This window comes from Corynebacterium sp. H128 (assembly GCF_037482625.1).
Classification (GTDB): Bacteria; Actinomycetota; Actinomycetes; order Mycobacteriales; family Mycobacteriaceae; genus Corynebacterium.
Genome location: NZ_JBBHKW010000006.1, coordinates 97,626 through 123,810 on the forward strand (window position 1 = coordinate 97,626; position 26,185 = coordinate 123,810).

Annotated in this window: 26 protein-coding genes; 20 read left to right on the plus strand and 6 right to left on the minus strand. The window is 57.1% G+C overall.

Annotated elements, in window-relative coordinates; genetic code table 11:
• The first annotated feature begins 33 nt into the window (after positions 1 to 33).
• The 4 genes from rfbD (at position 34) to WG915_RS07100 (ending at position 3,514) form a co-directional block, all read left to right on the plus strand.
• Complete coding sequence (rfbD, locus tag WG915_RS07085) at positions 34 to 876, plus strand: dTDP-4-dehydrorhamnose reductase (RefSeq protein ID WP_339564677.1); 843 nt, start codon at positions 34 to 36, stop codon at positions 874 to 876.
• A complete protein-coding gene (locus WG915_RS07090) occupies positions 834 to 1,778 on the plus strand; it encodes a glycosyltransferase family 2 protein (RefSeq protein WP_445227794.1) in 945 nt (314 codons plus the stop codon). Before rfbD ends, WG915_RS07090 begins: the two co-directional genes overlap by 43 nt.
• Positions 1,779 to 1,786: 8 nt before the next feature.
• A complete protein-coding gene (locus tag WG915_RS07095) occupies positions 1,787 to 2,875 on the plus strand; it encodes an NDP-sugar synthase (RefSeq protein ID WP_339564679.1) in 1,089 nt (362 codons plus the stop codon).
• A gap of 360 nt (positions 2,876 to 3,235) precedes the next feature.
• Complete coding sequence (locus WG915_RS07100) at positions 3,236 to 3,514, plus strand: WhiB family transcriptional regulator (protein WP_445227798.1); 279 nt, start codon at positions 3,236 to 3,238, stop codon at positions 3,512 to 3,514.
• Here WG915_RS07100 and WG915_RS07105 read toward each other — a convergent pair whose 3' ends face one another.
• Positions 3,515 to 3,970 (minus strand): metallopeptidase family protein, encoded by a 456-nt coding sequence (locus WG915_RS07105; protein ID WP_339564681.1) that lies wholly within the window; start codon positions 3,968 to 3,970, stop codon positions 3,515 to 3,517.
• Between the two features lie 93 nt (positions 3,971 to 4,063).
• Here WG915_RS07105 and WG915_RS07110 point away from each other — a divergent pair, with 93 nt between their 5' ends.
• The 4 genes from WG915_RS07110 (at position 4,064) to manA (ending at position 8,063) form a co-directional block, all read left to right on the plus strand.
• Complete coding sequence (locus WG915_RS07110; protein ID WP_339564682.1) at positions 4,064 to 4,450, plus strand: DUF3499 domain-containing protein; 387 nt, start codon at positions 4,064 to 4,066, stop codon at positions 4,448 to 4,450.
• A gap of 72 nt (positions 4,451 to 4,522) precedes the next feature.
• Positions 4,523 to 5,914 carry a phosphomannomutase/phosphoglucomutase gene (locus WG915_RS07115; protein WP_339564683.1) on the plus strand — a complete coding sequence of 464 codons (1,392 nt, stop codon included), beginning with the start codon at positions 4,523 to 4,525 and terminating at the stop codon, positions 5,912 to 5,914.
• Between the two features lie 12 nt (positions 5,915 to 5,926).
• A complete protein-coding gene (locus WG915_RS07120; protein WP_339564684.1) occupies positions 5,927 to 6,862 on the plus strand; it encodes a hypothetical protein in 936 nt (311 codons plus the stop codon).
• Positions 6,863 to 6,872: 10 nt separating this feature from the next.
• Positions 6,873 to 8,063, plus strand: coding sequence for a mannose-6-phosphate isomerase, class I (manA, locus tag WG915_RS07125; RefSeq protein WP_339564685.1), 1,191 nt, complete (start codon positions 6,873 to 6,875; stop codon positions 8,061 to 8,063).
• A 66-nt stretch (positions 8,064 to 8,129) separates the two neighbouring features.
• Here manA and WG915_RS07130 read toward each other — a convergent pair whose 3' ends face one another.
• Positions 8,130 to 8,894 carry a hypothetical protein gene (locus WG915_RS07130; protein ID WP_339564686.1) on the minus strand — a complete coding sequence of 255 codons (765 nt, stop codon included), beginning with the start codon at positions 8,892 to 8,894 and terminating at the stop codon, positions 8,130 to 8,132.
• A gap of 331 nt (positions 8,895 to 9,225) precedes the next feature.
• Between WG915_RS07130 and WG915_RS07135 the strand changes: the two genes are divergently transcribed.
• From WG915_RS07135 to secA, 8 genes are all read left to right on the plus strand, one after another.
• A complete protein-coding gene (locus WG915_RS07135; RefSeq protein WP_339564735.1) occupies positions 9,226 to 9,579 on the plus strand; it encodes a DUF4259 domain-containing protein in 354 nt (117 codons plus the stop codon).
• A gap of 2 nt (positions 9,580 to 9,581) precedes the next feature.
• On the plus strand, positions 9,582 to 10,211 hold the full coding sequence (locus WG915_RS07140; RefSeq protein WP_339564687.1) for a dTMP kinase: 630 nt from the start codon (positions 9,582 to 9,584) through the stop codon (positions 10,209 to 10,211).
• Positions 10,212 to 10,264: 53 nt separating this feature from the next.
• A complete protein-coding gene (gene mtrA / locus WG915_RS07145; protein ID WP_339564688.1) occupies positions 10,265 to 10,948 on the plus strand; it encodes an MtrAB system response regulator MtrA in 684 nt (227 codons plus the stop codon).
• A gap of 17 nt (positions 10,949 to 10,965) precedes the next feature.
• On the plus strand, positions 10,966 to 12,579 hold the full coding sequence (gene mtrB / locus WG915_RS07150) for an MtrAB system histidine kinase MtrB (RefSeq protein WP_339564689.1): 1,614 nt from the start codon (positions 10,966 to 10,968) through the stop codon (positions 12,577 to 12,579).
• Positions 12,569 to 14,290 carry an MtrAB system accessory lipoprotein LpqB gene (gene lpqB / locus WG915_RS07155; RefSeq protein ID WP_339564690.1) on the plus strand — a complete coding sequence of 574 codons (1,722 nt, stop codon included), beginning with the start codon at positions 12,569 to 12,571 and terminating at the stop codon, positions 14,288 to 14,290. Before mtrB ends, lpqB begins: the two co-directional genes overlap by 11 nt.
• Positions 14,290 to 14,898, plus strand: a complete 609-nt coding sequence (locus WG915_RS07160; RefSeq protein ID WP_339564736.1) for a ComF family protein — start codon at positions 14,290 to 14,292, stop codon at positions 14,896 to 14,898. The genes lpqB and WG915_RS07160 overlap by 1 nt, the downstream gene beginning before the upstream one ends.
• Before the next feature lie 145 nt (positions 14,899 to 15,043).
• Positions 15,044 to 15,712: a ribosome hibernation-promoting factor, HPF/YfiA family gene (gene hpf, locus WG915_RS07165; protein ID WP_339564691.1), complete on the plus strand. Its 669-nt coding sequence runs from the start codon at positions 15,044 to 15,046 to the stop codon at positions 15,710 to 15,712.
• A 151-nt stretch (positions 15,713 to 15,863) separates the two neighbouring features.
• The gene (secA, locus tag WG915_RS07170; protein ID WP_339564692.1) at positions 15,864 to 18,500 is read left to right on the plus strand and encodes a preprotein translocase subunit SecA; all 2,637 of its coding nucleotides are present in this window, start codon (positions 15,864 to 15,866) and stop codon (positions 18,498 to 18,500) included.
• 1 nt (position 18,501) lies between these two features.
• Here the strand turns inward: secA and WG915_RS07175 are convergent, their stop codons facing one another.
• Complete coding sequence (locus WG915_RS07175; RefSeq protein ID WP_339564693.1) at positions 18,502 to 18,936, minus strand: hypothetical protein; 435 nt, start codon at positions 18,934 to 18,936, stop codon at positions 18,502 to 18,504.
• A gap of 184 nt (positions 18,937 to 19,120) precedes the next feature.
• On the opposite strand from WG915_RS07175, the gene WG915_RS07180 reads away from it, so the two are divergent.
• The 4 genes from WG915_RS07180 to WG915_RS07195 all read left to right on the plus strand — a co-directional run bounded on the left by WG915_RS07180 (position 19,121) and on the right by WG915_RS07195 (position 22,553).
• Complete coding sequence (locus tag WG915_RS07180; RefSeq protein WP_339564694.1) at positions 19,121 to 19,531, plus strand: HAD-IA family hydrolase; 411 nt, start codon at positions 19,121 to 19,123, stop codon at positions 19,529 to 19,531.
• Between the two features lie 5 nt (positions 19,532 to 19,536).
• Positions 19,537 to 20,043 carry a DUF6912 family protein gene (locus WG915_RS07185; protein WP_339564695.1) on the plus strand — a complete coding sequence of 169 codons (507 nt, stop codon included), beginning with the start codon at positions 19,537 to 19,539 and terminating at the stop codon, positions 20,041 to 20,043.
• Between the two features lie 149 nt (positions 20,044 to 20,192).
• Positions 20,193 to 21,251, plus strand: a complete 1,059-nt coding sequence (locus WG915_RS07190; protein ID WP_339564696.1) for a ferredoxin reductase — start codon at positions 20,193 to 20,195, stop codon at positions 21,249 to 21,251.
• Between the two features lie 12 nt (positions 21,252 to 21,263).
• Positions 21,264 to 22,553: a fatty acid desaturase family protein gene (locus WG915_RS07195; protein WP_339564697.1), complete on the plus strand. Its 1,290-nt coding sequence runs from the start codon at positions 21,264 to 21,266 to the stop codon at positions 22,551 to 22,553.
• Positions 22,554 to 22,564: 11 nt separating this feature from the next.
• Here the strand turns inward: WG915_RS07195 and WG915_RS07200 are convergent, their stop codons facing one another.
• From WG915_RS07200 to aroA, 3 genes are read right to left on the minus strand one after another with little or no spacing between them, the layout of a single operon-like run.
• A complete protein-coding gene (locus WG915_RS07200; protein ID WP_339564698.1) occupies positions 22,565 to 23,854 on the minus strand; it encodes a chloride channel protein in 1,290 nt (429 codons plus the stop codon).
• Positions 23,855 to 23,859: 5 nt separating this feature from the next.
• A complete protein-coding gene (gene rsgA / locus WG915_RS07205; protein ID WP_339564699.1) occupies positions 23,860 to 24,873 on the minus strand; it encodes a ribosome small subunit-dependent GTPase A in 1,014 nt (337 codons plus the stop codon).
• Positions 24,866 to 26,173, minus strand: a complete 1,308-nt coding sequence (gene aroA / locus WG915_RS07210) for a 3-phosphoshikimate 1-carboxyvinyltransferase (protein WP_339564700.1) — start codon at positions 26,171 to 26,173, stop codon at positions 24,866 to 24,868. Before aroA ends, rsgA begins: the two co-directional genes overlap by 8 nt.
• Positions 26,174 to 26,185 lie beyond the last annotated feature (12 nt).

Sequence of the window (26,185 nt, forward strand, 5' to 3'; positions counted from 1 at the left end):
CGTAAAGGTTAGTCGGCTAAGGAGTCTAAGGCAATGCGCGTAGCAGTAGTTGGAGGCAACGGCCAATTGGGGCAGGCACTTGTGAGCACGGCCCCGGCCGGGGTGGAGGTTACTGCGCTGAGCAGGCCTTATTTTGATGTTACGGAGATTGACGTCGATAAGCTCGCAGGTTCGGATGTGATCATCAACACCGCTGCATATACCAACGTTGATGCTGCGGAGTCGGATGAAACGACCGCGCATGCAGTTAATGCCCTCGCACCTGGCGAGCTCGCTCGAGTTGCTGATCGGCTTAATGCTCGGTTCATTCATGTGAGCACTGACTACGTATTTGGTGCCGGCTGCTTACAGCGCCCGCTGCATGTCAATGACCCGAAGAACCCAGACACGGTATACGGACGTACCAAACTTGCAGGAGAACAGGCTGTGTTAGCAGCGCTGCCTTCGGCCACGATTGTTCGAACCGCGTGGCTGTTTACCGGAGATCTGCAGCCACACAAAGACTTTGTGTCCACAATGTTAGCTATGGCGCGTGCTGCTCAACCTGCCAACGTGGTCGCCGATCAGATGGGCAGCCCTACCTGTGCGGTCGACTTGGCTGAGGGGCTGTGGCAGATCGCTGAACGCGAAATTGACGGCGTGCTGCATGGAGTTGGCGCTGGCCAGGCTTCCTGGTTCGAGCTTGCGCGGGAGGTGTACGCGCTTGCCGGTGCAAAGCCAACTTTGGTTCAGCCATGTACTACAGCGCAGTTCCCGCGCCCCGCCCGGAGACCGGAGTGGTCGGTGCTGTCCACTGAGAGCTGGCGAGCCGCTGAATTGACGCCATTGCCGGAGTGGCGGACAGCACTGCGGAACTCGGTGTCGATTACACTGTGAAAATTGTGAATGCCCCAATTGCGATCATTACCGTGACGTACTCGCCAGGAAAGTACCTCAAGTCTTTCCTGGATTCAGTGCCTGCGGCATCGAGTGACCCCTGCCTAGTTGTGATGGCAGATAACGGTTCCGTGGACGGAGCACCTGAAGCTGCGGCGGAAGCTTATGATCATGTGGAGTACCTGTCTACCGGCGGAAACCTTGGCTACGGCGGGGCGATCAACTTAGCTGCCCGGCAGTTGCGTGAGCGCCGCGATGCTGGGGAGATCAACTCGGAGTTTTTTGTAATTTCGAACCCCGACGTGGTGTTCGATGCGGATTCAATTGATGAGATGCTCAATTGCGCACGTCGTTGGCCGAAGGCTGGGGCGGTAGGCCCTTATATTCGTGAAGCTGATGGCTCTGCGTATCCTTCGGCGCGTGCGGTTCCCACCTTGGCTAACGGTATTGGACACGCGCTTTTCTCGGCTGTCTGGCCCTCGAACCCTTGGTCGCAGGCGTACCTCAATGATGCGGATATGTCTCAGGAGCGAGCGGCTGGTTGGCTTTCTGGCTCCTGTTTGCTTGTGCGCTGGGAAGCATTCGATGCGATTGGCGGTTTTGATGACGGGTATTTCATGTACATGGAAGATGTTGACCTAGGAGATCGTCTTGGGAAGGCTGGCTGGGACAATGTGTTCTGCCCCGCAGCACAGATTCAACACAGCAAAGGGCATGTGGCTGGCTCCCACCCCGAGCTGATGCTTCCCGCGCACCATCGCAGTGCGTATAAATTCCAGGCTGATCGCCATCCGCATTGGTGGCAGGCTCCGATCCGTGCGGTTCTGTGGATCGGTCTTAAGGTGCGCAGTGAAGTTGCGGTAGCTGTTGCGCAGTCTCGTAAATCAGAACAAAAGGATTGAGAAACCTCATGTCGATTGAAACTCTGGCAAAAGAAACTGACGCAGTTATCCTCGTTGGCGGCAAAGGCACCCGGTTGCGACCGTTGACGCTGTCTACCCCGAAGCCGATGCTGCCGACGGCTGGTGTGCCCTTTCTGACCCACCTGCTTGCTCGGATCAAGGCTGCCGGCATCACCCACGTGGTAATGGGGACCTCTTACAAAGCCGAAGTGTTTGAAGAATACTTCGGGGACGGTTCCGAAATGGGGCTGGAGATTGAGTATGTGGTGGAGGAACAGGCCCTAGGTACTGGTGGCGGTATCCGAAACGTCTACGACAAACTGCGTCATGAGACCGTGATGGTATTTAACGGTGATGTACTCGGCGGCACTGACCTGACTAAGGTGCTGGAAACCCATGAGACTAAGAATGCGGATCTGACCATGCACTTGGTTCGGGTGGCTGATCCACGTGCTTTTGGCTGCGTGCCTACCGATGCTGAGGGGCGGGTTTCTGAATTCTTGGAGAAGACGGAAGATCCCCCAACTAATCAGATCAATGCAGGGATCTATGTTTTCAGGCGCGAGCTCATTGAAACCATTCCTGCTGGTCGGCCAGTGTCTGTTGAGCGAGAGACTTTCCCACGTTTACTCGAAGATGGTCGTCGGGTTTATGGCTATGTGGATCAGTCCTATTGGCGTGACATGGGCACACCGGATGATTTCGTGCGCGGTTCCTCCGATATCGTGCGCGGAATCGCGCCGTCGCCGATTTTGGACGGACGCACGGGCGAGAGCCTCGTCGATGAGACAGCGGGTGTCAATGACGGTGCTTGGCTGCTCGGTGGCACAGTTATCGGTCGCGGGTCTGAGATCGGCGCAGGAGCGCGTCTCGACGCCACTGTGGTGTTTGACGGTGTGACTATTGAACCGGGTGCTGTGATCGAGAATTCCATCATCGGTTCTGGCGTCCATATCGGGGCTAACGCGCGTATTTCCGATTGCGTCATCGGCAATGGCGCGAAGATCGGAGCTCGTTGTGAGCTCAAAGGCGGAATGCGCGTATGGCCGGGCGTTGAGATTCCCGACAACGGAGTGCGTTTTTCTTCAGATGCCTAATTGGTGTTGCGGGACAGAAGTCAAGCATTTGTCTCGCGACACGCCGTAAGGCGTCGACGCTTGTCGTTCATGGGTGTATGAAACACTACATGTAGTACCCCCGCACTTATCCCCCCACTCGTGCACGATGTTAATCGTGTGACTGGTGGGGTTTTCTTCTTGGGAAAATGCTGAACATTTGGAAAATATCGCCAAGCTGGGTTGACGATATCTAGTGATCGGTGTGTAATCACATTTGTGTAAGTCGAACGGCACGTGGTGAACAGTCAACACGGTCTGTATCGAAAAGTTGCAAAAATACCAACGGAAGAAGGAGGCGCGTCGATGGAGTTTGTGGCGAATGACGCAACTTCCCGCGGAATGGGGTCCGGGCTAGACACTGGGTCTGACCTATCCTTCGATGCCCTCTTTGGTGCGGTCGAGCAGGAGTGGCAAGATCAAGCGCTCTGTGCGCAAACCGACCCGGAAGCTTTCTTCCCTGAAAAAGGTGGCTCGACCCGCGAGGCAAAGCGAATCTGTCAGGCATGTGGCGTCCGAGATGAATGCCTAGAGTTTGCCCTTGAGCACGATGAACGATTCGGCATCTGGGGTGGACTGTCGGAGCGTGAGCGCCGTCGCCTGAAGAAACAGATCGGTTAATTACCAGCTAAAGCCAGGATCTATCTCAATCGGATCGATGTTGAGATGATTGGCAACCAGCGCAGTGAGAACCATACGGAGGATCTCGCCGCGCTCTTCGTTATTTGCGCACCTGTGCTCAATAGGCTGACGAAACAGCACAATCCTTGGTCGGGTTGGCGTGCCGCGCCTATCGATGCCAGCGGGAATTACCCGCCCCAATGGCACTGGTCCATCGGCAACTATTTCATCAGGCAGCACTGTCATATCGGCGCTCAATCGCATACGTGGCACAGTGTCCACAGCGATATCCAGGTTTGCCAACTCTTCGGGATAGGCGTTTGCGATCGGCGCGTAGGCTTCGAGGACAGCTGCGTCGAAAAGCTGAGGTCGCGTGCGGTAGCGCGGAGCAGCCTGGGGGAGTACCGACCCACGTACTCCGCGACCGTGCCTATTCCGGGCAGTCCTAACGTCCATAGCTGCAACTTTAGGGGCTAGTTTCCGTCCGGGCGGAAGCCACGCCGTCTCAGTACTACCCAAAGTGTGAACTAAAGGTCTAGACTTTGTCGCGTGAGTAATTTTCGTCGTTGTAGCCGTCCTGGATGTGGTAAACCTGCCGTCGCCACGTTGACGTACGCTTACGCAGAATCTACCGCGGTCATCGGCCCGCTGGCACCTGCTGCAGAACCACACAGCTGGGATCTGTGCGAGGAGCATGCGGCGAAGATAACAGCCCCGCTGGGCTGGGAAATGCTGCGCGTATCTGGCATTAACGATGCCGAAGATGACGATGACCTCACGGCTCTAGCAGAGGCCGTCCGCGAAGCTGGTAGGCAGTCTTCCGGGCTGGTAGTAGAAGAAGCAGATCAAAACCATCCGATCCATCGGTATACCCGAAAAGAAGCCGACAAGGGACGTCGTCGCGCGCATCTGTACGTAGTTGATGACGAAGATTGATCTAGACTTGTGGGGAAGTAGTGCGCGCCAGGCTCAAAGCTCCTGACGCGTGTTCGTCTAAAAGGAGCATTTATGCGCAACTCTGCACCCCGTTCTCGTGAAGCTGTCGAAGCCGTCATCAAAGCATATGATGTCCGTGGCATCGTAGGGGACGGCATTGATACCGACTTTATTCACGACGTTGGTGCAGCGTTCGGTCGCCTCATGCGAGAAGAATCTGCCCCACAGGTAGCAATCGGTCACGACATGCGCGCTTCATCGCCTGGCCTTGCCCAAGCATTTGCTGACGGCGTCACAGAGCAGGGAGTAGACGTAGTCATGTTGGGGCTGAACTCTACGGATCAGCTCTATTACGCTTCAGGCGTCATGAACTGCCCAGGTGCAATGTTCACCGCCTCTCACAATCCTGCTGCCTACAACGGCATTAAGCTGTGCCGATCTGGAGCGCGTCCCGTCGGTCAAGACTCCGGTCTCCGCACCATCATTGACGATCTGGTGACGGGCGTGCCAGGTTACGTGGGCGAGGCGGGTACGCAACGTGCGGAGGATGTCTTAGCTGGCTACGGGGAGTACTTGCGTGATTTGGTGGATCTTTCTAGCATCCGCCCCCTGAAGGTTGCTGTGGATGCCGCCAATGGCATGGGCGGACACACCGTGCCCGCGGTCCTAGGTGGCCTGCCTTTGGAAATTGAGCCACTCTATTTCGAGTTAGATGGGGACTTTCCCAATCATGAAGCCAATCCGCTCGATCCAAAGAACCTCGTTGACTTGCAGAAATTCGTGCTAGAAACCCGTGCAGACATTGGTCTGGCCTTCGATGGGGATGCTGACCGGTGCTTTGTTGTCGACGAAAACGGCCAGCCGGTAAGCCCTTCTGCGATCTGCGCAATCGTTGCGGAACGCTACCTCGGCCAGAATCCTGGTGCCACAATCATCCATAACCTGATCACCTCGAAGTCGGTCCCCGAAATCATTGCTGAAAACGGCGGCGTTGCCGTGCGCACGCGGGTGGGGCACTCGTTCATCAAGAAAACCATGGCAGATGAAGGCGCAGTCTTCGGCGGCGAGCACTCGGCGCACTATTACTTCACCGAGTTCTTTAATGCCGATTCTGGCATGCTTGCAGCGATGCATGTGCTGGCGGCCCTCGGTTCCCAGGACCAGCCTCTATCGGAGATGATGGCCAAATACAACCGCTACGAAGCCTCTGGTGAGATCAACTCCCAACTTGCCTCTAAAGCAGCACAGGGTGAGCGCACCCAGGCTGTACTCGACCACTTTGCGGATCGAATCGAGAGCATTGATGAACTCGACGGTGTAACTGTTGAGCTGAAAGACACTAACGCCTGGTTCAATGTGCGTGCCTCGAACACGGAGCCGTTGCTGCGCCTGAACGTGGAGGCGCCTACTCGCACGGAAGTGGATAACCTCAGCGCCGAAATCCTAGCAGTGATTAGGGCATAAGGAACTTAAGCCATGTATGATCGCGACGCCGTCCGTTTCTTTGATGTCGCCCACGAGGGCGCCTATGTGCGCGGTGCCGCAAACCTACTGCGTGATGGTTGGTGCACAGAGATTCGCGAATTGCGCCCGCGCAGCCTCGTCGTTGTGGTGGCAGATGACCTGAGCCGCGCAGCAGCGGAATGTGCCATTGCCCTACTGGAGCCACTGCCATTGCCGATCAGCGTGGTATCCGAACTTCCGCGCTTCGCAGGTCCATTGGATGCGGTCTTGGTGGCCTCCTCAAAAGGCAGTGCGTCGCAGGAAATCAGCTTGCATGCGGCCGCCCAACGGGGATGCCCGAGCCTTTTGATAGCTCCTTCCGAGGGGCCATTGCGTGCCGAGGCCCCTGCCCAGGTCACTCTCGTTGGCGGTCCGCCTAATGGGATAGGGGGCTCGCCGGCAAGCGTCATTGCTGCAATGTATGCCGTAGTAGCTTCCCTAACACGTGCCGATCAAATCGTCCTTGAGCAGTTGGAGCTTGCAGCCGACGGTGTCGATGCGGAACTGCTAGCGGTAGCTCCAGAACGAGATGAACTAGTCAACGAGGCCCGAGCATTGAAGGCGTTTGCGGCGCACTCTCGCGTCATACACACCGGTAATGACGGGGTTGGTCGTGCCATTGCGAATTTGATGGCAGTGTTGTGGACAGGAAAAGCCATGGTCAGCGGAGTGCTGGAAGCTGCAGAGTTGGCAGTAGCGTTACCAGAATTGCAATCAGCTGCCCCGGACGTTTTCTATGACCCGTTCGAGCCGACCACCGAACCAGTGCTACCCTTGAGAATCGTTGTCTGGGCGCAACCCGACACAACGTTGCCGTTTGCCAGCGCCCAAAGTAGTGGAGACGGATCGTGTTCTCTCGAGAATATGCTACGTCTCATAGTTCGAGGACTAGCAGCTGCAGTCTTATAAGGAGCCGTAGATGGAATTGCTGACGGGGAAGATCCGGCACTACCCATGGGGATCTCGCGAATATATGGCGAACCTGCGGGGAGAGGCGGTGCCATCCGAGCGTCCAGAAGCGGAACTGTGGTTCGGTGCCCACCCCGGCGGATCAGCGACTGTGGGAGAGACTGAACTCATCGATGTTATTGCCGCTGACCCAGAGTCGAACCTGGGTGCGCGGGTGTGTGAGAAATTCGGGGAGGGACTGCCCTTCCTGTTGAAGATCTTGGCTGCCGGAGAACCGCTGTCGCTGCAGGCGCACCCTTCCCGCGAACAGGCTCAGGAGGGTTTCGCGCGCGAAAACGAGTGCGGCATCGACCCAACTGCTGACAATCGCAACTATAAAGACGATAACCACAAGCCCGAGCTGATTGTTGCGCTGACTGATTTTGAAGCTATGGCGGGTTTCCGTCCCCTGGCTGACACGATGGCGCTATTCGAGCGCCTCGGCAGCTCCGAAGTGAGTCGCTACGTGTCCATGCTGGAGGGGTCGCCTGCTGCAGAATCTGCTGATTTGCGAGTCCTATTTACTACGTGGATAACTATTCCTGGCGCCAACCGCACCAAGCTTATCGACGACATCGTCACTTGCGCCACCCTCGCCTTGGGAGATCCAGAGCTGCCCGAGTGGATGCGCGAAGCGCTGACAAATGTGGTGGCGTTGCATAACCGATACCCATACGATGTGGGTGTTCTTGGAGCGCTCTTGCTCAACAAGTTCTCGCTACGCCCGGGTGAAGGGGTCTATCTAGACGCGGGCCAACTCCATGCTTATGTCAAGGGGCTAGGCGTGGAAATCATGGCGAATTCCGACAATGTTCTCCGTGGTGGTCTCACTTCCAAGCATGTGGATGTTCCCGAGTTGGTGCGGGTGCTCGATTTTGAGTCTTTGAGCGATCCCCGAGTTGCGGCACAGCGCGCAGATGCTGTTACCACGTATCCAATTCCAATTGACGAGTTCAAGCTTTCTCGCATTGACGTCGAGGAAGCTATGACGCTGAGCCATGATGGCCCGATGATTGTGCTAGTTACTGCGGGCGAGGCACATTGCGTGTGTGGCGCCACCGAGTTGAGTATTCCGGCCGGCCAAGCTGCCTGGGTTCCTGCCAGCGACCCGAGCATCGAGCTGTCCGGTGCCGGGGCCGAAGTGTTTGTTGCTACGGTGTAGTTGCGCAAAAGAACTAAAAGGCGGCTGAGTGGATAGTGCTACTCAGCCGCCTTTTCGGGTATGAGGTTAGAAGTTCAAAGCCTCAAAAGGGGACAACCTTGCTGCTCCAGCGGTTGGCGTTGGGGTAGGGGTTGTCGGTGTCGCGGAAGGCTCTGGAGTGCTGCCAGGCTCAGCAGGATCTATGGGGGAGGGCTCTTCTACCGATGTCGTTGGCGTTTCCTCAGATGGGGCCGGAGCGGTTCCCGTAGGTGCGTCGGTAGGAGTTGGCTCCGGCGTCACCTCAGTGGGCTGTTCTGGTGTCGGCTCAGTTGGAACCGAAGTATCCGTAGGTTCGGTTGGCGGATTCGATGGCTCAGTGGGTGAGGTGGTAACCGGTGGCTCAGTAGGGTTGTTTGGGTTATCAGTCGGCTGGGACGGAGTTGGATCAGTCGCCGTCGTCGAAGGTGAGGTGGCAGCATGGTCGCCAGTTGGAGTCGGCTGCAGCGAGTTTGGCGCGTAGACACGGGTTGGCGGAGTCACAGGGGTCTGTGAATCTGGGATGTATGCATTGGGTGCCAAATATGGATCGGATTGTGAAACTTTGGCTTGCTGCTGAGGCATCTTGTGCCGTTCGGAAGCATCCGCCGATCCGGGGGTAGTCTCCGTGGGCTGGGGGGTAGGTACGGCCGTTGTGACAATCGTTACGGGAGACGCAGTGCGAGAAGTCGTGGTTTCGTTAGCAGCGAACGCATCATCAGGGGCGGTGGCACGCCACACTCCCCACCCGGTAGCGCCAGCAGCGACGCAGCCCATGGCAACGAAGACTACAAACCCACGGGTATGTGTGTTCACTGACGGCGCTCCTCAAGTTGCGATAACAGCGATTCAATTTTTGAATTCACCTGTGTTATCGCTGTTCATCTCGAAATTGTTACAACCCAACTGCAAGTAACAACTTAATAACAACGCTGACCCTAGCATGTGACGTGTTTCGGGGAAACCCTTGCGCATGAAAAATATTCAGAAACTTCGCTGCTGATCTGCTATCGATGGGGCAAGATCGTTCTGAAACTGCTGTAGTGGAAATTAGTGCCCGAGCAAAGTAAATCTAGTAGTGACCCTAAGTTGGACACTCACCCCGCTGATCGCGCAATTCGTCGCGACCCTTGTAGTCAGGAGAAAAATGGGAGCCTGGGATATCGCAATCTTCGCTAATGAAAGCAATGTCGATTTCCTCGATGAGATTGCCACGCTCGATTCAGAAGATATTGTCGAAGCCATAGATGACGCAGTCGCACTGGTAGCCAGCAACAAGGCTGTCAACGAAGAAGAAGTCGCCAACGGACTTCTTGCAGCAACCATCGCCGCGATCTGGGCCGGAGCGCCCTTTAGCGCTGGCGAGATCGCAGAAAACTATCCATTCGTTCGTGAACTCGCTGGTTCCGGGTCGGAGCTCCTCAGGGAGCGGTCCGCAGCCATTCTTGAGGAGGCAGACACCGAGGAAGACCTTGAGGTCTACCTCGAGGCGCTGAACTAGCCGTGATCATTTGTATTGAAGGCATTGACGGCGCAGGCAAGAACACGCTAGCGCGGGCGCTTACCGCGCGTATCGACGCCGAGCAGCTTGCATTCCCGCGATATGAGGAATCGATCCATGCCCAGTTAGCTGCGCGTGCACTCCGCGGTGAAATGGGGGACCTGACAAATAGCGCCTACGCGATGGCCACGCTGTTTGCGCTAGATCGCGCCGGGGTCGTCGATAAGCTGCGGGCCGCCGCATCTGATAGGAAGGTGTTGCTGCTAGACCGCTACGTTGCCTCGAACGCTGCGTATTCTGTCGCGCGCACTCGGGAGCAATCGATGGCAACCTGGATCGCAGACTTGGAATTCGGCACGCTCGGCCTGCCGAAGCCGGATCTGCAAATTCTGTTGGCTACCCCGGTGGCGGTTGCGTCGGAACGAGCTGAGCTTCGTGCGGCGGCGGACGCGACACGGGCCAAGGACATCTATGAATCTGATGGCGATCTGCAGTCCCGTACCAGTGCGGCATACCAGTGGCTTGCCTCGGAAAGCTGGGCTGGGGAGTGGATCGTTGCACAACCAGAAGAGTCAGTCACAGGAATCGCGGAACGGATTGTTAGCCGCATCGAAGCTAAAAAGAATCTATGATTGATCCTTATCAATACTCCCACGCGGATTTTACAAAGGAACCATAGGAAATCATGACTAATGCCAAAATTCTCGTCGTCGATGACGATCCAGCGATTTCAGAGATGTTGTCGATTGTCCTACAGGCTGAAGGTTTTGACACCGTTGCCGTGATGGACGGGGCAGAAGCGGTGGCAACGTTCCAGCGTGAACAGCCGGACCTAGTATTGCTCGACCTGATGCTGCCAGGGATGAACGGCGTGGACATTTGCCGCGCGATTCGACAAGAGTCGATGGTTCCTGTGGTCATGCTTACGGCGAAAACTGACACGGTCGATGTTGTATTGGGGCTTGAGTCTGGTGCTGACGACTACGTAAACAAGCCGTTTAAACCTAAGGAACTGGTTGCTCGCATTCGGGCGCGTCTGCGTCGCACCGACGAAGAGCCTAGCGAATTGTTGGAGATCGGCGACCTCACCATCGACGTGCCCGGCCATTTGGTGCGCCGTGGCGATGAAGAGATTCAGCTCACCCCTCTCGAGTTTGATCTTCTGTTGGAAATGGCACGCAGGCCACGCCAGGTTTTCACCCGAGAGGAACTACTGGAAAAGGTGTGGGGGTACCGGCACGCGTCTGATACCCGCCTTGTGAACGTTCACGTACAGCGACTTCGTGCGAAGATTGAAAAGGATCCGGAAAACCCGCAGATCGTTCTCACTGTCCGTGGCGTCGGTTATAAAACCGGTCAAAACGACTAAGACACACTCCTTCGCTCATGAGTTCACTTCGTCGTGCCTGGGAGCAGCTTGCCGATCGCTGGCGCACCTCCCTCCAGGTTCGAGTCATCGGTTCGATTTTGGTCTCCACGACGCTGGTCGTGCTCATCCTCGGACTGACGTTGATCAGCATCGTCGCGCAGCGACTGATCGATTCGAAGCTGGAGACAGCCGACGGAGAAATTGAGCGATCGCGGACGGCCGTCGAGAAGCAAATAGCGTCCTCGGACACGTCGAATTCCCTGCAAGCGCGCTTGAACTCCGCACGGTCATCGCTCACCAACCTCAGCAGCTCCGAGCCAGCCGGCTCTAGCGCCATCTTTGAACCGGTGCTGATTGTTGAGAACCCAGATGGCACGCTGACAACCTCACCAGAGGGATTCGAGATACCTGGGCGCCTGCGCTATTTTGTTTCGCAGGGGCAGGTTTCCTATCAATTTGCCACTCTGAACAACTACGAGGGGAATCTCTACAAAGCTCTGGTCATCGGCTCCCCGACGGATACGGACATCATCGGACTCCAGGTGTACCTGGTGATGCCACTATCGAGCGAAGAAGCCACCCTGGCCTTAATTAAAGGCTTGTTCTCAGCCGCTGGTGTGGTGTTGTTGGTCTTGATCGTCGCAATATCGTGGCTCCTCACTCAGCAGGTAACCGCTCCCGTGCTTTCCGCCAGTCGTATCGCCCAACGCTTTGCGGCAGGGCACCGCCGGGAACGGATGGTGGTGGATGGTGAAGATGAAATGGCGCGCTTGGCTTTGAGCTTCAACTCGATGGCGGAGTCATTGTCTAAGCAGATCGATCAACTCGAGGAATACGGCAATCTGCAGCGTCAGTTCACCTCTGATGTTTCACACGAACTGCGCACACCGTTGACTACGGTGCGGATGGCTGCTGACATGATCGCAGATAACGCCGACTCCATGGATGCCTATTCAAAGCGTGCGTCCGAACTCATGGTCCGAGAATTGGATCGCTTTGAGGCGTTGCTCGCGGATCTGCTGGAAATTTCTCGCCACGACGCTGGCGTTGCAGACCTTTCGCAAGAGAAAGTAGATATCCGTGGCGCGCTGAAGGCAGCATGGCAGCAGGTGGAGCACTTGTCTCAGCAGTTGAATGTTCCGGTTAACTTCGACGAGCCAGACGAGCCTGTCCAAGTTGTGATCGATTCGCGTCGTATTGAGAGAATTCTCCGCAATCTACTTGCCAACGCGATCGATCACAGCGAAGGCAAGCCCGTGGATGTGCTGATGCGGGTCAACGAAGAGGCAGTGGCCATCGCGGTCACCGACCACGGAGTGGGACTCAAGCCCGGGCAAGAAGAGCTGGTGTTCAATCGATTTTGGCGTGCGGATCCATCCCGCAAGAGGCATTCCGGGGGCACAGGTTTGGGGCTTGCCATCGCCGCCGAGGACGCTCGCCTGCATGGCGGTAAGTTAGAGGCTTCTGGCGAAGTAGGTATTGGCTCGCGGTTCCTCCTCACGCTTCCGCTTGTGGCCAAGGAGCGATACAATACGAGCCCGATCTCGCTGCAGCATCCGAACAGTGCAGTCGAGTCTGAACCAGAACCGAAAGCAGTTGAAACTAGCGGGGTGGTGACTGATGAACGCTAAGTCCACTGCGGTAGTTGCCGTCGTTGCTGGTGCCGGCCTCGTGTTCTCCGCCTGCACCACTATCCCCAGCGACTCTTCACCCCAGGCGCTTCGCTCTTTTGAATCCGTCACGGGAACCAATGAGGTGGCGGGCCCTTATCCGAATCAGGCGGCTGACCTGCTGCTGCGTGACTTTTTCGCCCAGGCCGTCAAACCTACGCAGCGTCACCAAGCCGCTCGCCAGTATTTGACCGCGGCAGCGGCGAAATCCTGGGATTCCCAGGCAGGAACGCTTGTCTTGGATCGAATCGATCTCAATTCCATGCCGGGGGCTACTAATGACCGGATGATGTTCAGCGTTCGTGGACCTGTAGTCGGTTCGATTGGTGTCGGTGGTGTTTATCAGCCCGAGAACGGCATGTACGAATCCACCATTGAACTTGCTAAAGAAGAAGGCCAGTGGCGCATCGATAATTTGCCGCCTGGTGTCGTGCTTGAGCATACTGAAATGCGGAACAATTTCCAGCCTTATGCCCTGTATTTTCTCGATCCAACAGATCGCAGCCTAGTGGTAGACCGCCGCTGGGTGTACAGCGGTAATACCTCGATTGACACCGCGCTATTGTCGCTGCTGGTGGAAGGGCCTCAAGAGTCGCTGAAACCGGGGGTCAAAACCTATGTGCCGCCGGGAGCTACCTTCTCTGGAGTGAACTCCGGTGTGTATTCATTTTCCGGATTTGGTGATGTAGGGCAGGAGGGTCGCTATCGTTTTGCTGCACAGGTGATTTGGACCCTAGCTAAGGCAGGAGTGCCCGGCCCCTACAAGATCGACATTGATAACACCCCGATTATTGAGGGTGCGGAATCCCTCATGGTCGACCAAGTCGCAGAATTTAACCCAGGCGCTTCCGCTGGTGCTGCCTCGTCGCTGTATGCGCTTTCCGACGGCCGGATGCTGAAGGTGGAAAACGATAAAGCCACTCCAGTTCCAGGAAAATTCGGAGAAAGCCAAGATTTCGAGTCCGCAGACTTTGAAGCGGCCTCCGGGTTAGTGGCGGCGGTGCAAGCCGTTGGCGAGGGCGAGCAGAAGAAGTCCACCTTGTTGATCGGGCAGATCGGCCAGGAAGGACGCCCCGGCCTTGAAGCCACCACGCTTTCGCACCCCACGTTTGAAATCGGTGGCGGTGCTGTCTGGACCGTCATCGATGGTCGTAGGGTGGCGCGCGTTGCGCGTTCGACGACCAGTGGTGACCTCTCGCACACCGAGGTTGATACCTCGGAATTGGACAGTGACAATGGCCTGATTTCTGTACTCAGGTTGTCCCCCAGCGGAGTGCGTTGCGCGTTCATTGCCAACGGCAGGGTGTATCTGGCAACGGTGGAGCGACCTAGCCCTGGACACCGTAAGCTGTCTCATGTTCAGGAAATTGCGCCGTCGATAGCTGGGACGGCGCTGACGGTGGACTGGAAGGTCGATGGTTCGCTGCTGGTGGGAACCTCTACTGCGGAAACTCCGGTTTGGCAGATCCAGGCAGATGGTTCGGCCTTGACTCCGTTGCCCGCCGGCAACGTCACGGCCCCGGTGGTGGCGATCTCTGCCAGTTCCTCAACGCTGTACATCACTGATTCGCGAGCAGTATTGCAATTGCCGATCAACACCACAGGTGCGGCATTCTGGCGCGAGGTTCCTGCGCTACAAGGTCAACGAGCAGCGCCTGTTGTAGCAAAATGATGGAGCTGCTGCTTCCTAAGCATTGCGCTGGATGCGGTGAACCAGGGCAGTCCCTGTGCAGTGCGTGTCGACGCCAACTAGCCAACACTCCGCAGCGGCTGTTCACTCCCGTAGATCCGCATGTCCCAGTTTGGGTGCTGTCTCCCTACGCTGGCGTGCACCGCGAGTTGATTCTCGCCATGAAAGAGCGCGGGCGCAGAGATGTGCCACCCTTGTTAGGTTCGGTTGTCAACGCGGCCTTGCTGTATTTGGCGGCGAGAGGTGAGATTCCGGAGTTGAGTGAGCTCAGGCTTGTTCCGGCTCCGACGAAGCGGACGTCGGCACGCAAGCGCGGTGGTGACCCAGTGACCGCAGTATGTCGCGGGACGGATGCAGCGGTGAGTTGTTGCGTACGCCATAGCGCACAGGTGCGAGACTCCGTTGGATTGGATTCGGCCGCTCGCCGGAAAAACCTTGCTGGCAACGTAGTGTTGACGACAATTCCGACCGGGCCCGTAGTGATCGTCGATGACGTTGTGACCACAGGTGCCACTATTGCGGCGACCGCAGCGGTTCTCTTTGCTGCGAACGTACAGGTCGCAGGCGTGCTCGCAATTTGCGGCGCCTGAAGTGGGGTAACCAAGGGGAGAAGTCGTGGCAAATTGGTTATGACCAGATGTAAAATTTGAGGTGTAGCAAGATAAGCGTCACCGTGGACGTTGTGAGTAATCCCGCTCGCATTGTGCGGTGGCAGATACCGGGAGGTAAAGCAAAGTGACTACACCTGCTGAGAACAACGACGTCCTGCGCGCACAGGTCAATATCACCGGCCGCAACGTCGAGGTGCCCGATCACTTCGCGGAACGCGTCAAGTCTAAGCTCGCAAAGATCGAGCGACTTGATCCGACACTGACGTTCTTCCACGTTGAACTGCAGCACGAGCCGAACCCTCGCCGTGAAGCGCAGTCTGATCGTATTCAGATCACTGCGACCGGCAAGGGGCACATCGCCCGCGCAGAAGCAAAAGAAGACAGCTTCTATGCTGCCCTCGAAACTGCACTGGGCAAGATGGAGCGCTCCCTGCGCAAGGTGAAGGCTCGTCGCAGCATCAGCCGCTCCGGCCATCGCGCCCCTCTCGGCACTGGTGAACTCGCTGCTGAAATGGCTGCCGAAGCCAAGAAGGCCCAGGAAGCCGCCAGCGAGTTCGATGTGGATCCATACGCAGATAAGGTGCAGGATGTCACCCCGGGACACATCGTGCGCACCAAGCAGCACTCTGCAACTCCAGTGAGCGTGGATGACGCGCTTTCGGAGATGGAGCTGGTCGGTCATGATTTCTACCTGTTCCTCAACGAGGAAACCGGTCGGCCATCCGTGGTGTACCGTCGTCACGCGTTTGACTATGGCTTGATCGAACTAGTTGAAGACGGCGAAGCTAAGTAATTTGCAGTTTGCCTGTCTGTAGCGCCCCCGAGATGCGAAAGCTTTCGGGGGCGCTCTGCTGATGCGAAGCTTTGTCGCGTCGTCGTTATGCGTAGAATGGGCGAAGATTTGTTATTAACGTCCCCAATTTAATCTGTAAGGACCGCTGCCCGTGTTTGGATTGTCCAAGATTCTCCGTGTTGGTGAAGGCCGCGCAATCAAGCGTCTTCAGGCTATAGCTGACCAAGTCATCTCCCTTGAGGATGAGTATGCCGCTCTCTCCGATGAGCAGCTCAAGGCAAAGACTGCGGAGTTCAAGGAGCGGATTGAAAAAGGTGAGAAGAGCGATGACCTTCTCCTCGAGGCCTTTGCTACTGCTCGCGAAGCGTCCTGGCGCGTGCTCGGCCAGAAGCATTACCGAGTGCAGGTGATGGGTGGTGCAGCGCTTCACTTTGGCAACGTTGCCGAGATGCGCACAGGTGAGGGTAAGACTTTGACCTGTGTGTTGCCGGCCTACCTCAACGCGCTTGAAGGCAAGGGCGTGCACGTGGTCACCGTGAATGACTACCTGGCCAAACGTGACGCGGAGTGGATGGGCCGTGTACACCGCTTCCTCGGGCTGAAGACCGATGTGATTTTGTCCAACATGACGCCTGAGCAGCGTCGCACTGCTTATAACGCGGACATTACTTACGGCACCAACAATGAGTTGGGCTTTGATTACCTGCGCGACAACATGGCGCATTCTCTCAACGACCTCGTACAGCGTGGGCACCACTACGCCATTGTCGACGAAGTTGACTCCATCCTTATTGACGAAGCACGTACTCCGCTCATCATTTCCGGTCCGGCGGACGGCTCTTCCGAGTGGTACACGGCCTTCGCGTCGATTGTCCCTCGGATGCAGCGTGATATCCACTATGAAGTTGATGAACGCAAGCGCACCGTCGGCGTGAAGGAAGACGGTGTTGCTTATGTTGAGGACCAGCTCGGCATCAGCAATCTGTACGCCCCGGAGTACTCCCAGCTGGTTAGCTACTTGACCAATGCGATTAAGGCGAAGGAGCTCTTCACTCGCGACAAGGATTACATCGTTCGAAACGGTGACGTCATGATCGTGGACGAGTTCACTGGTCGTGTGCTGGATGGACGCCGCTACAACGAAGGCATGCACCAAGCGATTGAAGCGAAGGAGCAGGTTGAGATCAAGAGCGAGAACCAGACCCTCGCTACGGTCACCCTGCAGAACTACTTCCGCCTGTACGACAAGCTAGCCGGTATGACAGGTACCGCGGAGACCGAAGCATCTGAGCTGCACCAGATTTACAAGCTCGATGTCATGCCAATCCCGACCAACCGCCCGAATCAGCGCGAAGACCTCACTGACCTGATTTACAAAACCCAGGAAGCTAAATTCACTGCGGTTGTAGATGACATTGCCGAGCGCGTTGAGAAGGGGCAGCCGGTGCTCGTCGGCACTGCTTCCGTCGAGCGTTCCGAGTACCTCTCCGCTTTGTTGCAGCGCCAGGGCATTAAACACAACGTTCTGAATGCTAAGCATCATGAGAAGGAAGCAGAGATCGTCGCGCAGGCAGGTTTGCCAAGCGCGGTAACCGTGGCTACCAACATGGCTGGTCGTGGTACTGACATCGTGCTCGGTGGCAACCCGGACATCTTGGCGGATATCTATTTGCGCGAGCGTGGCCTCGACCCAGTGGAGAAGCCGGAGGAGTACGAAGCCGCTTGGGATGAAGAGATCGTACGTGTGAAGAAGCGCTCTGCCGAACTCGCGGAAAAAGTACGTGAGGCCGGTGGCCTGTATGTGCTCGGTACGGAGCGTCATGATTCCCGCCGTATTGATAACCAGCTGCGTGGTCGTTCAGGTCGTCAGGGCGACCCTGGTGCAACGCGTTTCTACCTTTCTATGCGCGATGACTTGATGCTGCGCTTCGTGGGACCAATGCTGGAAAACACGATGAACCGGCTGGATATCCCTGATAACCAGCCGATTGACTCCAAGATGGTTTCCAACGCCGTCAAGAATGCACAGACGCAGGTTGAGGCGCAGAACTTTGAGATGCGCAAGAACGTCTTGAAGTATGACGAAGTGATGAATGAGCAGCGCAAGGTCATTTACGCTGAGCGACGCCAGGTGCTGGAAGGGGCAGATGTCTCTAAGCAGATCCAGGCCATGATCGTGGACACCATTTCGGATTATGTTGCAGCCGCTACCGCGAATGGTTACGTCGAAGACTGGGATCTAGACACGTTGTGGAACGCGTTGGAGAGCTTGTATGGCCCTTCGATGAGCTGGAAGTCGCTTGTCGACGGCACCGAGTACGGAGCTGCCGGCGAGCTCACCGCTAAAGATCTGGAAGCCGCGATCCTCAAGGACGCGCGCATGCTGTACCAGGACATGGAAGAAAAGGTCGCTGCAATCGGTGGCGAAGACCAGATGCGCAGCATCGAGCGCGTCGCCATCTTGAACGTTGTGGACACGAAGTGGCGCGAGCATCTCTATGAGATGGATTACCTCAAGGAAGGTATCGGTCTGCGCGCAATGGCTCAGCGTGACCCATTGGTCGAGTACCAGCGCGAAGGCGGCGACATGTTTAATGCCATGAAGGATGGCATTAAAGAGGAAACCGTTCGCCAGCTCTTCCTCATCCGTAAGCAGTTCGTGCCCCAGGCGCAAGCTGCCGGCACTGTGGATGTGAACCATGATGGCAAGCTTGACGCAGAAGATCTAGGCGGTCAGCGCGGCCCTCGTCCGGAGCAACTGCGTACCTCTGGTCCTGAAGAGGCCTAGGTCACGTTAGCCTCAGGCTCCGCATCACCCACTGGCGTTTGCCTTCCGGTAGTTCGAGCCGGGCGGCAAACGCCTGCGTGGTTTTTGCAACACGGCACGTGCCGATGAGGTCCGTGGCTGCCAGAATCTGGACTGCCAATTCATCGGTCGCATGCGGCAGTGGTGCCGCGTGAGCCTCAACTCGCAACAGGTGCACTGGGCCGCGCAAGGTAGATGTTTTGTGGAACGCGGCGATATGGATGCGGACTTGCGGATCGAACCTGTTGCGGTGCAGCATCGCAGGTGGACGGATGCCGTATGCGACTTCGAGTGCTACCTGTGTGAGTGCCTTTTGGGACTTATCAGGGCATGGCGCCGAAACAGAACGAGGCGGTGGCTGAGATACAGTAGGATCGAGCAATTTTAGGTGGCTCAGGCCTGGAATAACGCGTAGCAAAGCAGGTTCCTTCGAAACTTGGGTGGGCTTGAGGGAACTTCGCGCCAGCCGCCAGTGCAAAGCTGTGGAAGAATGAGGGGCGACGTTCGGCTGCGTTGGATAGCTCGCCCTATTAGTGTGCCATGAACTGTGCAGAAGCGTCGAGCAAAGTTCCCCAGAACAAAACGAGAAACAGGAGTGTAGCGTGCGTGGATTGATCGTGGATTACGTCGGTGTTCTAGACGGAACCGAGGAAGAGCAGCGCCGGTGGCGTAATCTGCTTGCCGCGGCCAAACAGGACGGCGTAGCGACGGCGATTCTTTCTAATGATCCGGGCGGTGTCGGAGCGGAGCCAATCCGCGAATGGCAGGTTCGCGGATACGTGGATGCGGTGCTACTTTCTGGTGAGATCGGTGCGGAAAAGCCAACTGAGGAGGCATTTGCGCAGGCTGCTGCAGCCATCGATTTGCCAATGCGTGATTGTGTGCTGGTAGATGACTCGATTCTCAATGTCCGCGCCGCAGTGGAAAGCGGTCTGGTCGGGGTCTTCTACCAGCAGTTCGATCGTGCTGTTGTTGAGATCACCGGGCTTTTTGGCCTTGAAGGGGAGTTTTAAATCCAATGCGAGTTTATATTCCGGCGACTTTTTCAATTCTGCGTGAGCTTAAGGAAAACAATGCTTTTCCGGCGCGCTCTGGTTGGGGTTTTGCAGTGACGCCGGCGTTGGTTGAATTCTTCGAAGAGGGCGATGAGGAGGAATTTGCGCATTTCGCATTCATTGAGGCTGCGCGAGCTTCACTGCGACTGCTGGCTACCGGCGCAGAAGAGAAGTTTCCGCACCGCCGAGTAGTGGTGACCGTTGATTTGGATGATTCTCGCCTTAGCTTCGCACCGGAGGCTGGGGAAGCGGTAGTGAAGATTTCTCCTGCACTCATTGACTTTGAGGATGTTGCAGCGCTGCACGTCGATGTTGAGGGCTCAGAGGCCGCCACCGCTGCAGCAATTTCGGCAATTGATGCAGCCGATTTGGGGGATGAAGACGCAGAGCTCACTGTTGGTGATGCAGACGACAACTTCATGGCGTGGTACGACACCGTAGAGCTGCCGTTTCTTGTTGATTTGCTCTAGTTCCAACCTCTGAATACTCATCTTGGCACGCGCTCTGCGGGCCAAGATTTTTTCTTAGCTATATCGGCCGTGCTGTTGCACGGCTAACCTACGCTCACGTAAGCTACGCAAGCGTACCTAAACTAATGGCAGAAGAAACGAGTTCCCGAGTGGCAAAAAAGACTTCAGATGCATTGGCCGGAGTTCGGTCAGCGCTCAAAGCATGGACCACGCCGCTGTTACCAGATGACTACACTGGCTTGCTCAATCCATTGTGGAGTACCCGCGAGCTCCGTGGGCAGATCCGCAGCGTCACCAGACACGGGAATGACACCATCAGTCTGGATGTGACCCCAGGCTGGGGCGTTCCAGTCGACTTCAAACCGGGACAGTTCATCGGCATTGGCGTGCAAGTTGCCGGACGCTATATCTGGCGTAGTTACTCGCTCACGAACGTCGCTGGCAAAGGCGAGACGTTCAGCGTGACTGTGAAGGCGCACCAAGGTGGCAAACTCTCCGAGCATCTGGTGGAGACAGCCCAACCAGGTCTGAATATTCGCCTTGCACAGCCAGCAGGCGATTTCTACCTTCCAGAGCCACTTCCGGAAAAGCTGCTGTTTCTGGCTGCAGGTACCGGAATTACCCCGATCGTATCGATGCTGCGTACCCTCGGCGAGACTTCTCCTGGGCATGATGCGGTGTTGATCTATTCTGCGCGTACCCGCGACGACGCGCTATTCCTGGAAGAGCTGGAGCAGATTCCAGGTCTGAGCCTGCACCTGCAGCTCACCTCTGAGGCTGGGCGTGTCACCCCGGCTGATATTGAGAACATCGTCCCAGACTTCGCTGAGCGCGCTGCATTTGCGTGTGGCCCGGCTGAGATGCTCAGCGCCCTTGAGCAGTGGTGGGAGGGGGGCGTCGATAAGCACTACGCACTGCGTACCGAACGTTTCACCCTGGACCGCACCTCAGATGCCGTAGGTGGCGAGATCACCTACGGTTCCCGTGGCAGCGTTGTTGCCGACGGTGCCACCACCATCCTGGAAGCTGCCGAATCGATTGACATCCAGCTGCCTTACGGCTGCCGAATGGGCATTTGCCACACCTGTGTCCGCCAGATCAGCGACGGCAAAGCCCATAACCTACATACCGGGGAAGTCCATGAAGCTGGTTCCCGAATCCGCACCTGTGTCTGCGTCGCGCACGGCGACCTCACTCTAGACGTTTAAGGAACGAAACCAATGGCAATTACCAATATTCAGGCATACTCCCATCTCACTGATGAGGACATCGAGGAGATCGGGCGCCGTTTCGACGCTATCAAGAAGGAAGTCGAGGATAGCCTCGGCGAGGATGATGTCAAGTACATCAAGAACCTGATCAAGTTTCAGCGCGGAACCGAACTTACTGGCCGAGCGCTGCTGTTGCTTTCCCATAAGAAGCCGTTCTTCTGGGCAGGAGCCAGCCTGCTCAGCCTGGCCAAGATCCTGGAAAACATGGAAATTGGCCACAACGTGATTCACGGTCAGTGGGACTGGATGAACGATCCAGTAATTCACTCCGCTACCTGGGAGTGGGACATGAACTGCCCGAGTGCCCAGTGGGCGCATACCCATAACCACGTGCACCACACCTACACCAATATCTTGGGTATGGATCACGATGTTGGATACGGCGTCCTCCGGGTAACCCGTGACCGCAAGTGGACCCCGATGCATGCTTTCCAGCCGGTGACGAACGCAATCTTGGCGTCGCTGTTCCAGTGGGCCATCGCGTTCTACGACGTCGAGCTCGGCCGTTACTTCTCTGGCCGTCAGACCTGGGAAGAAACCAAACCAAAGTTCTGGGAGACTGTGGGCAAAGTCCGCAATCAGGTGATCAAGGATTACGTACTGTACCCTGCGCTTACCGGGCCAAACTTCCTGCACACTGCGAAGGCGAACATGCTCGCCAACTTGGTCCGCAACTGGTGGTCTTATGCCGTGATCTTCTGTGGGCACTTCCCAGATGAGACCGAAACCTTCACTAAGGCGCAGTGGGAGAACGAGACCAAGGGGGAGTGGTACTTGCGTCAGATGCTCGGTTCCGCGAACTTCCGCGGTGGCAAGATCCTGACGATCATGTCCGGCAACCTGAACTACCAGATTGAGCACCACCTCTACCCGAATATGCCATCGAATCGTCTCGCAGCCGTCGGTAAGCAGGTTGAAGCGATTGCCCGCGAGTTTGACCTGCCCTATAACACGGATTCCTTCCCAGTTCAGTTCAGTAAGGTGCAGCGCACTTTGCTCAAGCTCACGCTGCCGAACTCGATGCTGGCAGCGAAGCCGGAGAATGCCCCGGAAGTACGCTCGGAAGCTGCTTTTACTCCCGATATCGAGCAGCATCTGCACGTTGGTAAGAATGAGCAGGGGGAGCGCCGCGGATTGTTCCCCGGTCTGAAGTTGCTGAAGCAGGCCCGTCCGACGGCGATGGAGGCAGTGAAGTTCGCCCTCATGCGCCCTACCAAACGCGCAAACGTGACCGCCTAAAGCGATAGCGCTTAACGACGCCGCTTGCCGGCGAATAGCGCAGAAGTAAATGGGGCCAGGCGTTGCTCGTCATGACGAAGCCGGCCCCATACTCGTACCGCCAGTGCCGCAGCGACAACGGACACGAATACCGGTAGGTAGCCTTGGGCTGCCATATCGGTGAACTCAATGGCGGCGATGAGACCAAACATGGGGGCAGCCATGGCGGTGGAAAGAAAAGCTGCTGCACCAAGCAGCGCGAAAGCCCCGATCGGGACTCCGGGCAGCAGTGGCTGCAGCGCAATTCCAATCAGCGCTCCGGTGATTGCCCCAAGCCCGAAGGCCGGTGTGAGCGTGCCACCGATAACGCCGATGCGGAAGCTCAAGAGAATAGCGCCTACTCGCAGTACCCCCACGAGGAGTAGCCCGAGGGCGATGTTGTCTCCACTCAACACGGTATCTGTGGTGAAACGCGCGTTGGTACTAACTCCAGGCACAAAATAGGAAACGACAGCGAGCAAGACGAAGCCCAAGGGCATTTGCCACAACAGCGCAGTTCCGCTGGCACGATGCTGTACCGCCAGGCGGGCCGCCTTGCCAAACCAATGACCAAGGAGCCCCGCCACTAATCCCACTATGGCTGCAACCGCCAAGGTCGCGGCGGATTCCTGCACCGGCACACTGTGGTACACGGGGTGTGGGGTAACAAAGACACCGGTCACGGCTGCAGCGGTGGCAGAGGTCAGCATGACGGTGATCACGGCCTGTGCAGACATTTCCATGAGCAATAGCTCGAGCGCAAAAATTGCGCCTGCTAGTGGGAGGTGGAAGGTCGCTCCGAGCCCAGCGCCTGCGGTAGCTCCGATGAGTAGCCGTCGCGCATCGTGATCCAATTTGCTCCATACCGCGAGGCGGGACGCAGATAGTCCGCCTATGATTCGGGGCGCGTTCTCGCGCCCCACTGAGGCACCCGCTGCCACAGACATCACCTGGATAAAAGCGGAACAAATAGTCGCCAACAAGGGCATTCTTTTGCCATACATTGCGGCGGGTACGGAGACCGGCTCGCTATAGCGATCCATGAGGTATCGCGCCCAAGAAAGTACGCAACCCAGGCCTATTAAGGTAAGCGCGAGTCTTTTCGGAGACACCACTGCGGTGGGATCCGGCGACACAAGATGGTCGGTGCCAAAGACTGCGCGTTCGACGAGGATAACCGACCAGTTGAGGGCTGCGACTGCAAGCCCCGTAACCAAGCCGCTGAGCACGGCGAACAGCGATAGTCGGCTGATCGACGTGTGCTCGAGTGGCACCCTATCCATCGGCATTAGTCTTTCACTATCCCCAGATCCCAGTCGTCGTTTGAACGCAAGGCTTGCAGTAGTTTTCGCACCGCATGTGCGCGACGCTGTGATGCTCCCGACAAGCTATCTAATGCGCACTCCGGATCAGCTGGGGGACCCATATGGGTACAACCGCGTGGGCACTGCTCCACTGCCTGGGCAAGGTCCTCAAATACTCCGATTACGGATTCCGCGTCCACATGGGCAAGGCCGAAAGAGCGGATACCTGGAGTATCGATGATCCAACCGCCCTCTGGTAAACGCAGTGCCACTGACTGCGTTGACGTGTGTCGGCCCTTGCCGACACCGGAGACCGCTCCTGTGGCGCGATCTGCATCGGGTACAAGTCGATTTACCAAAGTGGATTTGCCGACACCGGAATGCCCGATGAGGGCTGTGACTTTGCCACCGACGATCTCTCTCACACCGCTTAGGTTGTCTGTTACTCCTGCGATGACCACAGGCACCTCGAGATCCGCAAACTCAGCAGCAAACTCTGCGGGGTCAGCAAGATCAGTTTTGGTCAGGCACAACACAGGGGTGAGCCGGCCGACAAATGCTGCGACCAATGCACGCTCGACGAAACCAGCCCGAGGCGGTGGATCGGCAACTGCTGTGACAATCAAAAGCTGATCTGCGTTACCCACCACGATCCGCTCATAAGGATCTGTGTCATCAGCGGTACGGCGCAACACACTGCTGCGTTCTTCGAGTTTGATGATTCGAGCGAGACTGCCCGGTTGCCCCGAGGTATCCCCGACCACTCCAACTCGGTCGCCGACGACGATGTTCGTTCGGCCTAGATCCTTTGCCCGCATGCACACGACAGGGGATGTCTCACCATCGATCACCACTCCCCAGCGTCCGCGGTCTTTGGAGACCACCATGCCTTGCTTCGCGTCCTCATGCGCTGGTCGATCTTTGGTGCGGGGGCGCGACCCCTTTCTGCCAGGTCGCACTCGGACATCCGATTCATCGAAATACCGGCGATTACCCATTGACCATGGCCTGCCACATCAGCTCGAAACCCGGAAGGGTCTTGGCGGTAGTTTCAATGTTTTGCACGATCACACCTGGGGTTACTAGTCCCACAATCGCTCCGGCGGTTGCCATGCGGTGATCAGCGTAGGAGTGCCACAAGCCAGCACGCAGCGGCCGGGGCTCAATGATGAGACCGTCGGCAAACTCCGTGCAGTGGCCACCGAGGGCATTGATCTCGGCGGCAAGGGCAGCCAGGCGGTTCGTTTCGTGCCCACGCAGATGAGCTATCCCTTCGAGGCGACTTGGGGTGCTGGCTAACGTCGACAGTGCAGCTACCGTGGGGGTGAGTTCCCCGATGTCAGAAAGGTCGATGTTGATACCCGTGAGTTGACCTGGTGGAGGTCCGCTGACCTGCAAACTCATAGTGCCACCGGCTGCGATGAAATCCGTGGCGCATCCCATGTCCTGCAGGATGTCCCGGATGGCATCCCCAGCTTGATTCGTGGTGGCTGGCCAGTCTTGCACTTTCACGGTGCCACCGGTCACGGCAGCGGCGGCCAAGAAGGGAGTTGCGTTAGACAGATCCGGTTCGATGATCCAGGTTCGGCCGTTGATCGATGTCGGCGCAATGTGCCACTCGTTCGGAACCTCAGTGCTGACGCCTACGCCAGCGAGCCGCAGCATGTCCACCGTCATTTCGATGTGGGGCATACTCGGCAGCTTGCCGCCGACGTGGCGGACTGTGAGGCCCTCCTCAAAGCGTGCACCGACCAGCAGTAGACCCGAGATGAATTGCGAAGAGGCGCTGGCATCCAGCTCGACCACTCCACCGCGGACCCCGCCCGTACCCTCGACGGCGAACGGCAGGCTATTGCCGGAAACTTCCACTCCGAGGGCGCGTAGAGCATCAAGAATTGTGTTCATCGGTCGCATGCGAGCCTGCGGATCGCCGTCAAAAAACACCGTGCCCGCCGACAACGCGGAAACTGGGGGGACAAACCGCATCACGGTGCCAGCCAGGCCACAAGCGATGTGGCCGCCCCGGAATTGTCCGGGTTCTACGCGGATAGTGGTAGTAGCGGAGCCATGTCCAGGCGCAGTGCGGGTGATCTTTGCACCGAGCTCGGCCAAGGCCGCCATCATCAGTTCCGTGTCACGGCTAATCAACGCGCCGCGGATGGTGGATGGGTAATCCGCTAGGGCAGCGAGAATCAGCGCTCGATTTGTCATCGATTTTGACCCGGGAACGGCAAGGTTCCAACTGATCGGGCCAGCTGCAACCGGCGCTTTCCACTGCGTCCCACCAGGAGTGTTCATGTCCTCCATAAT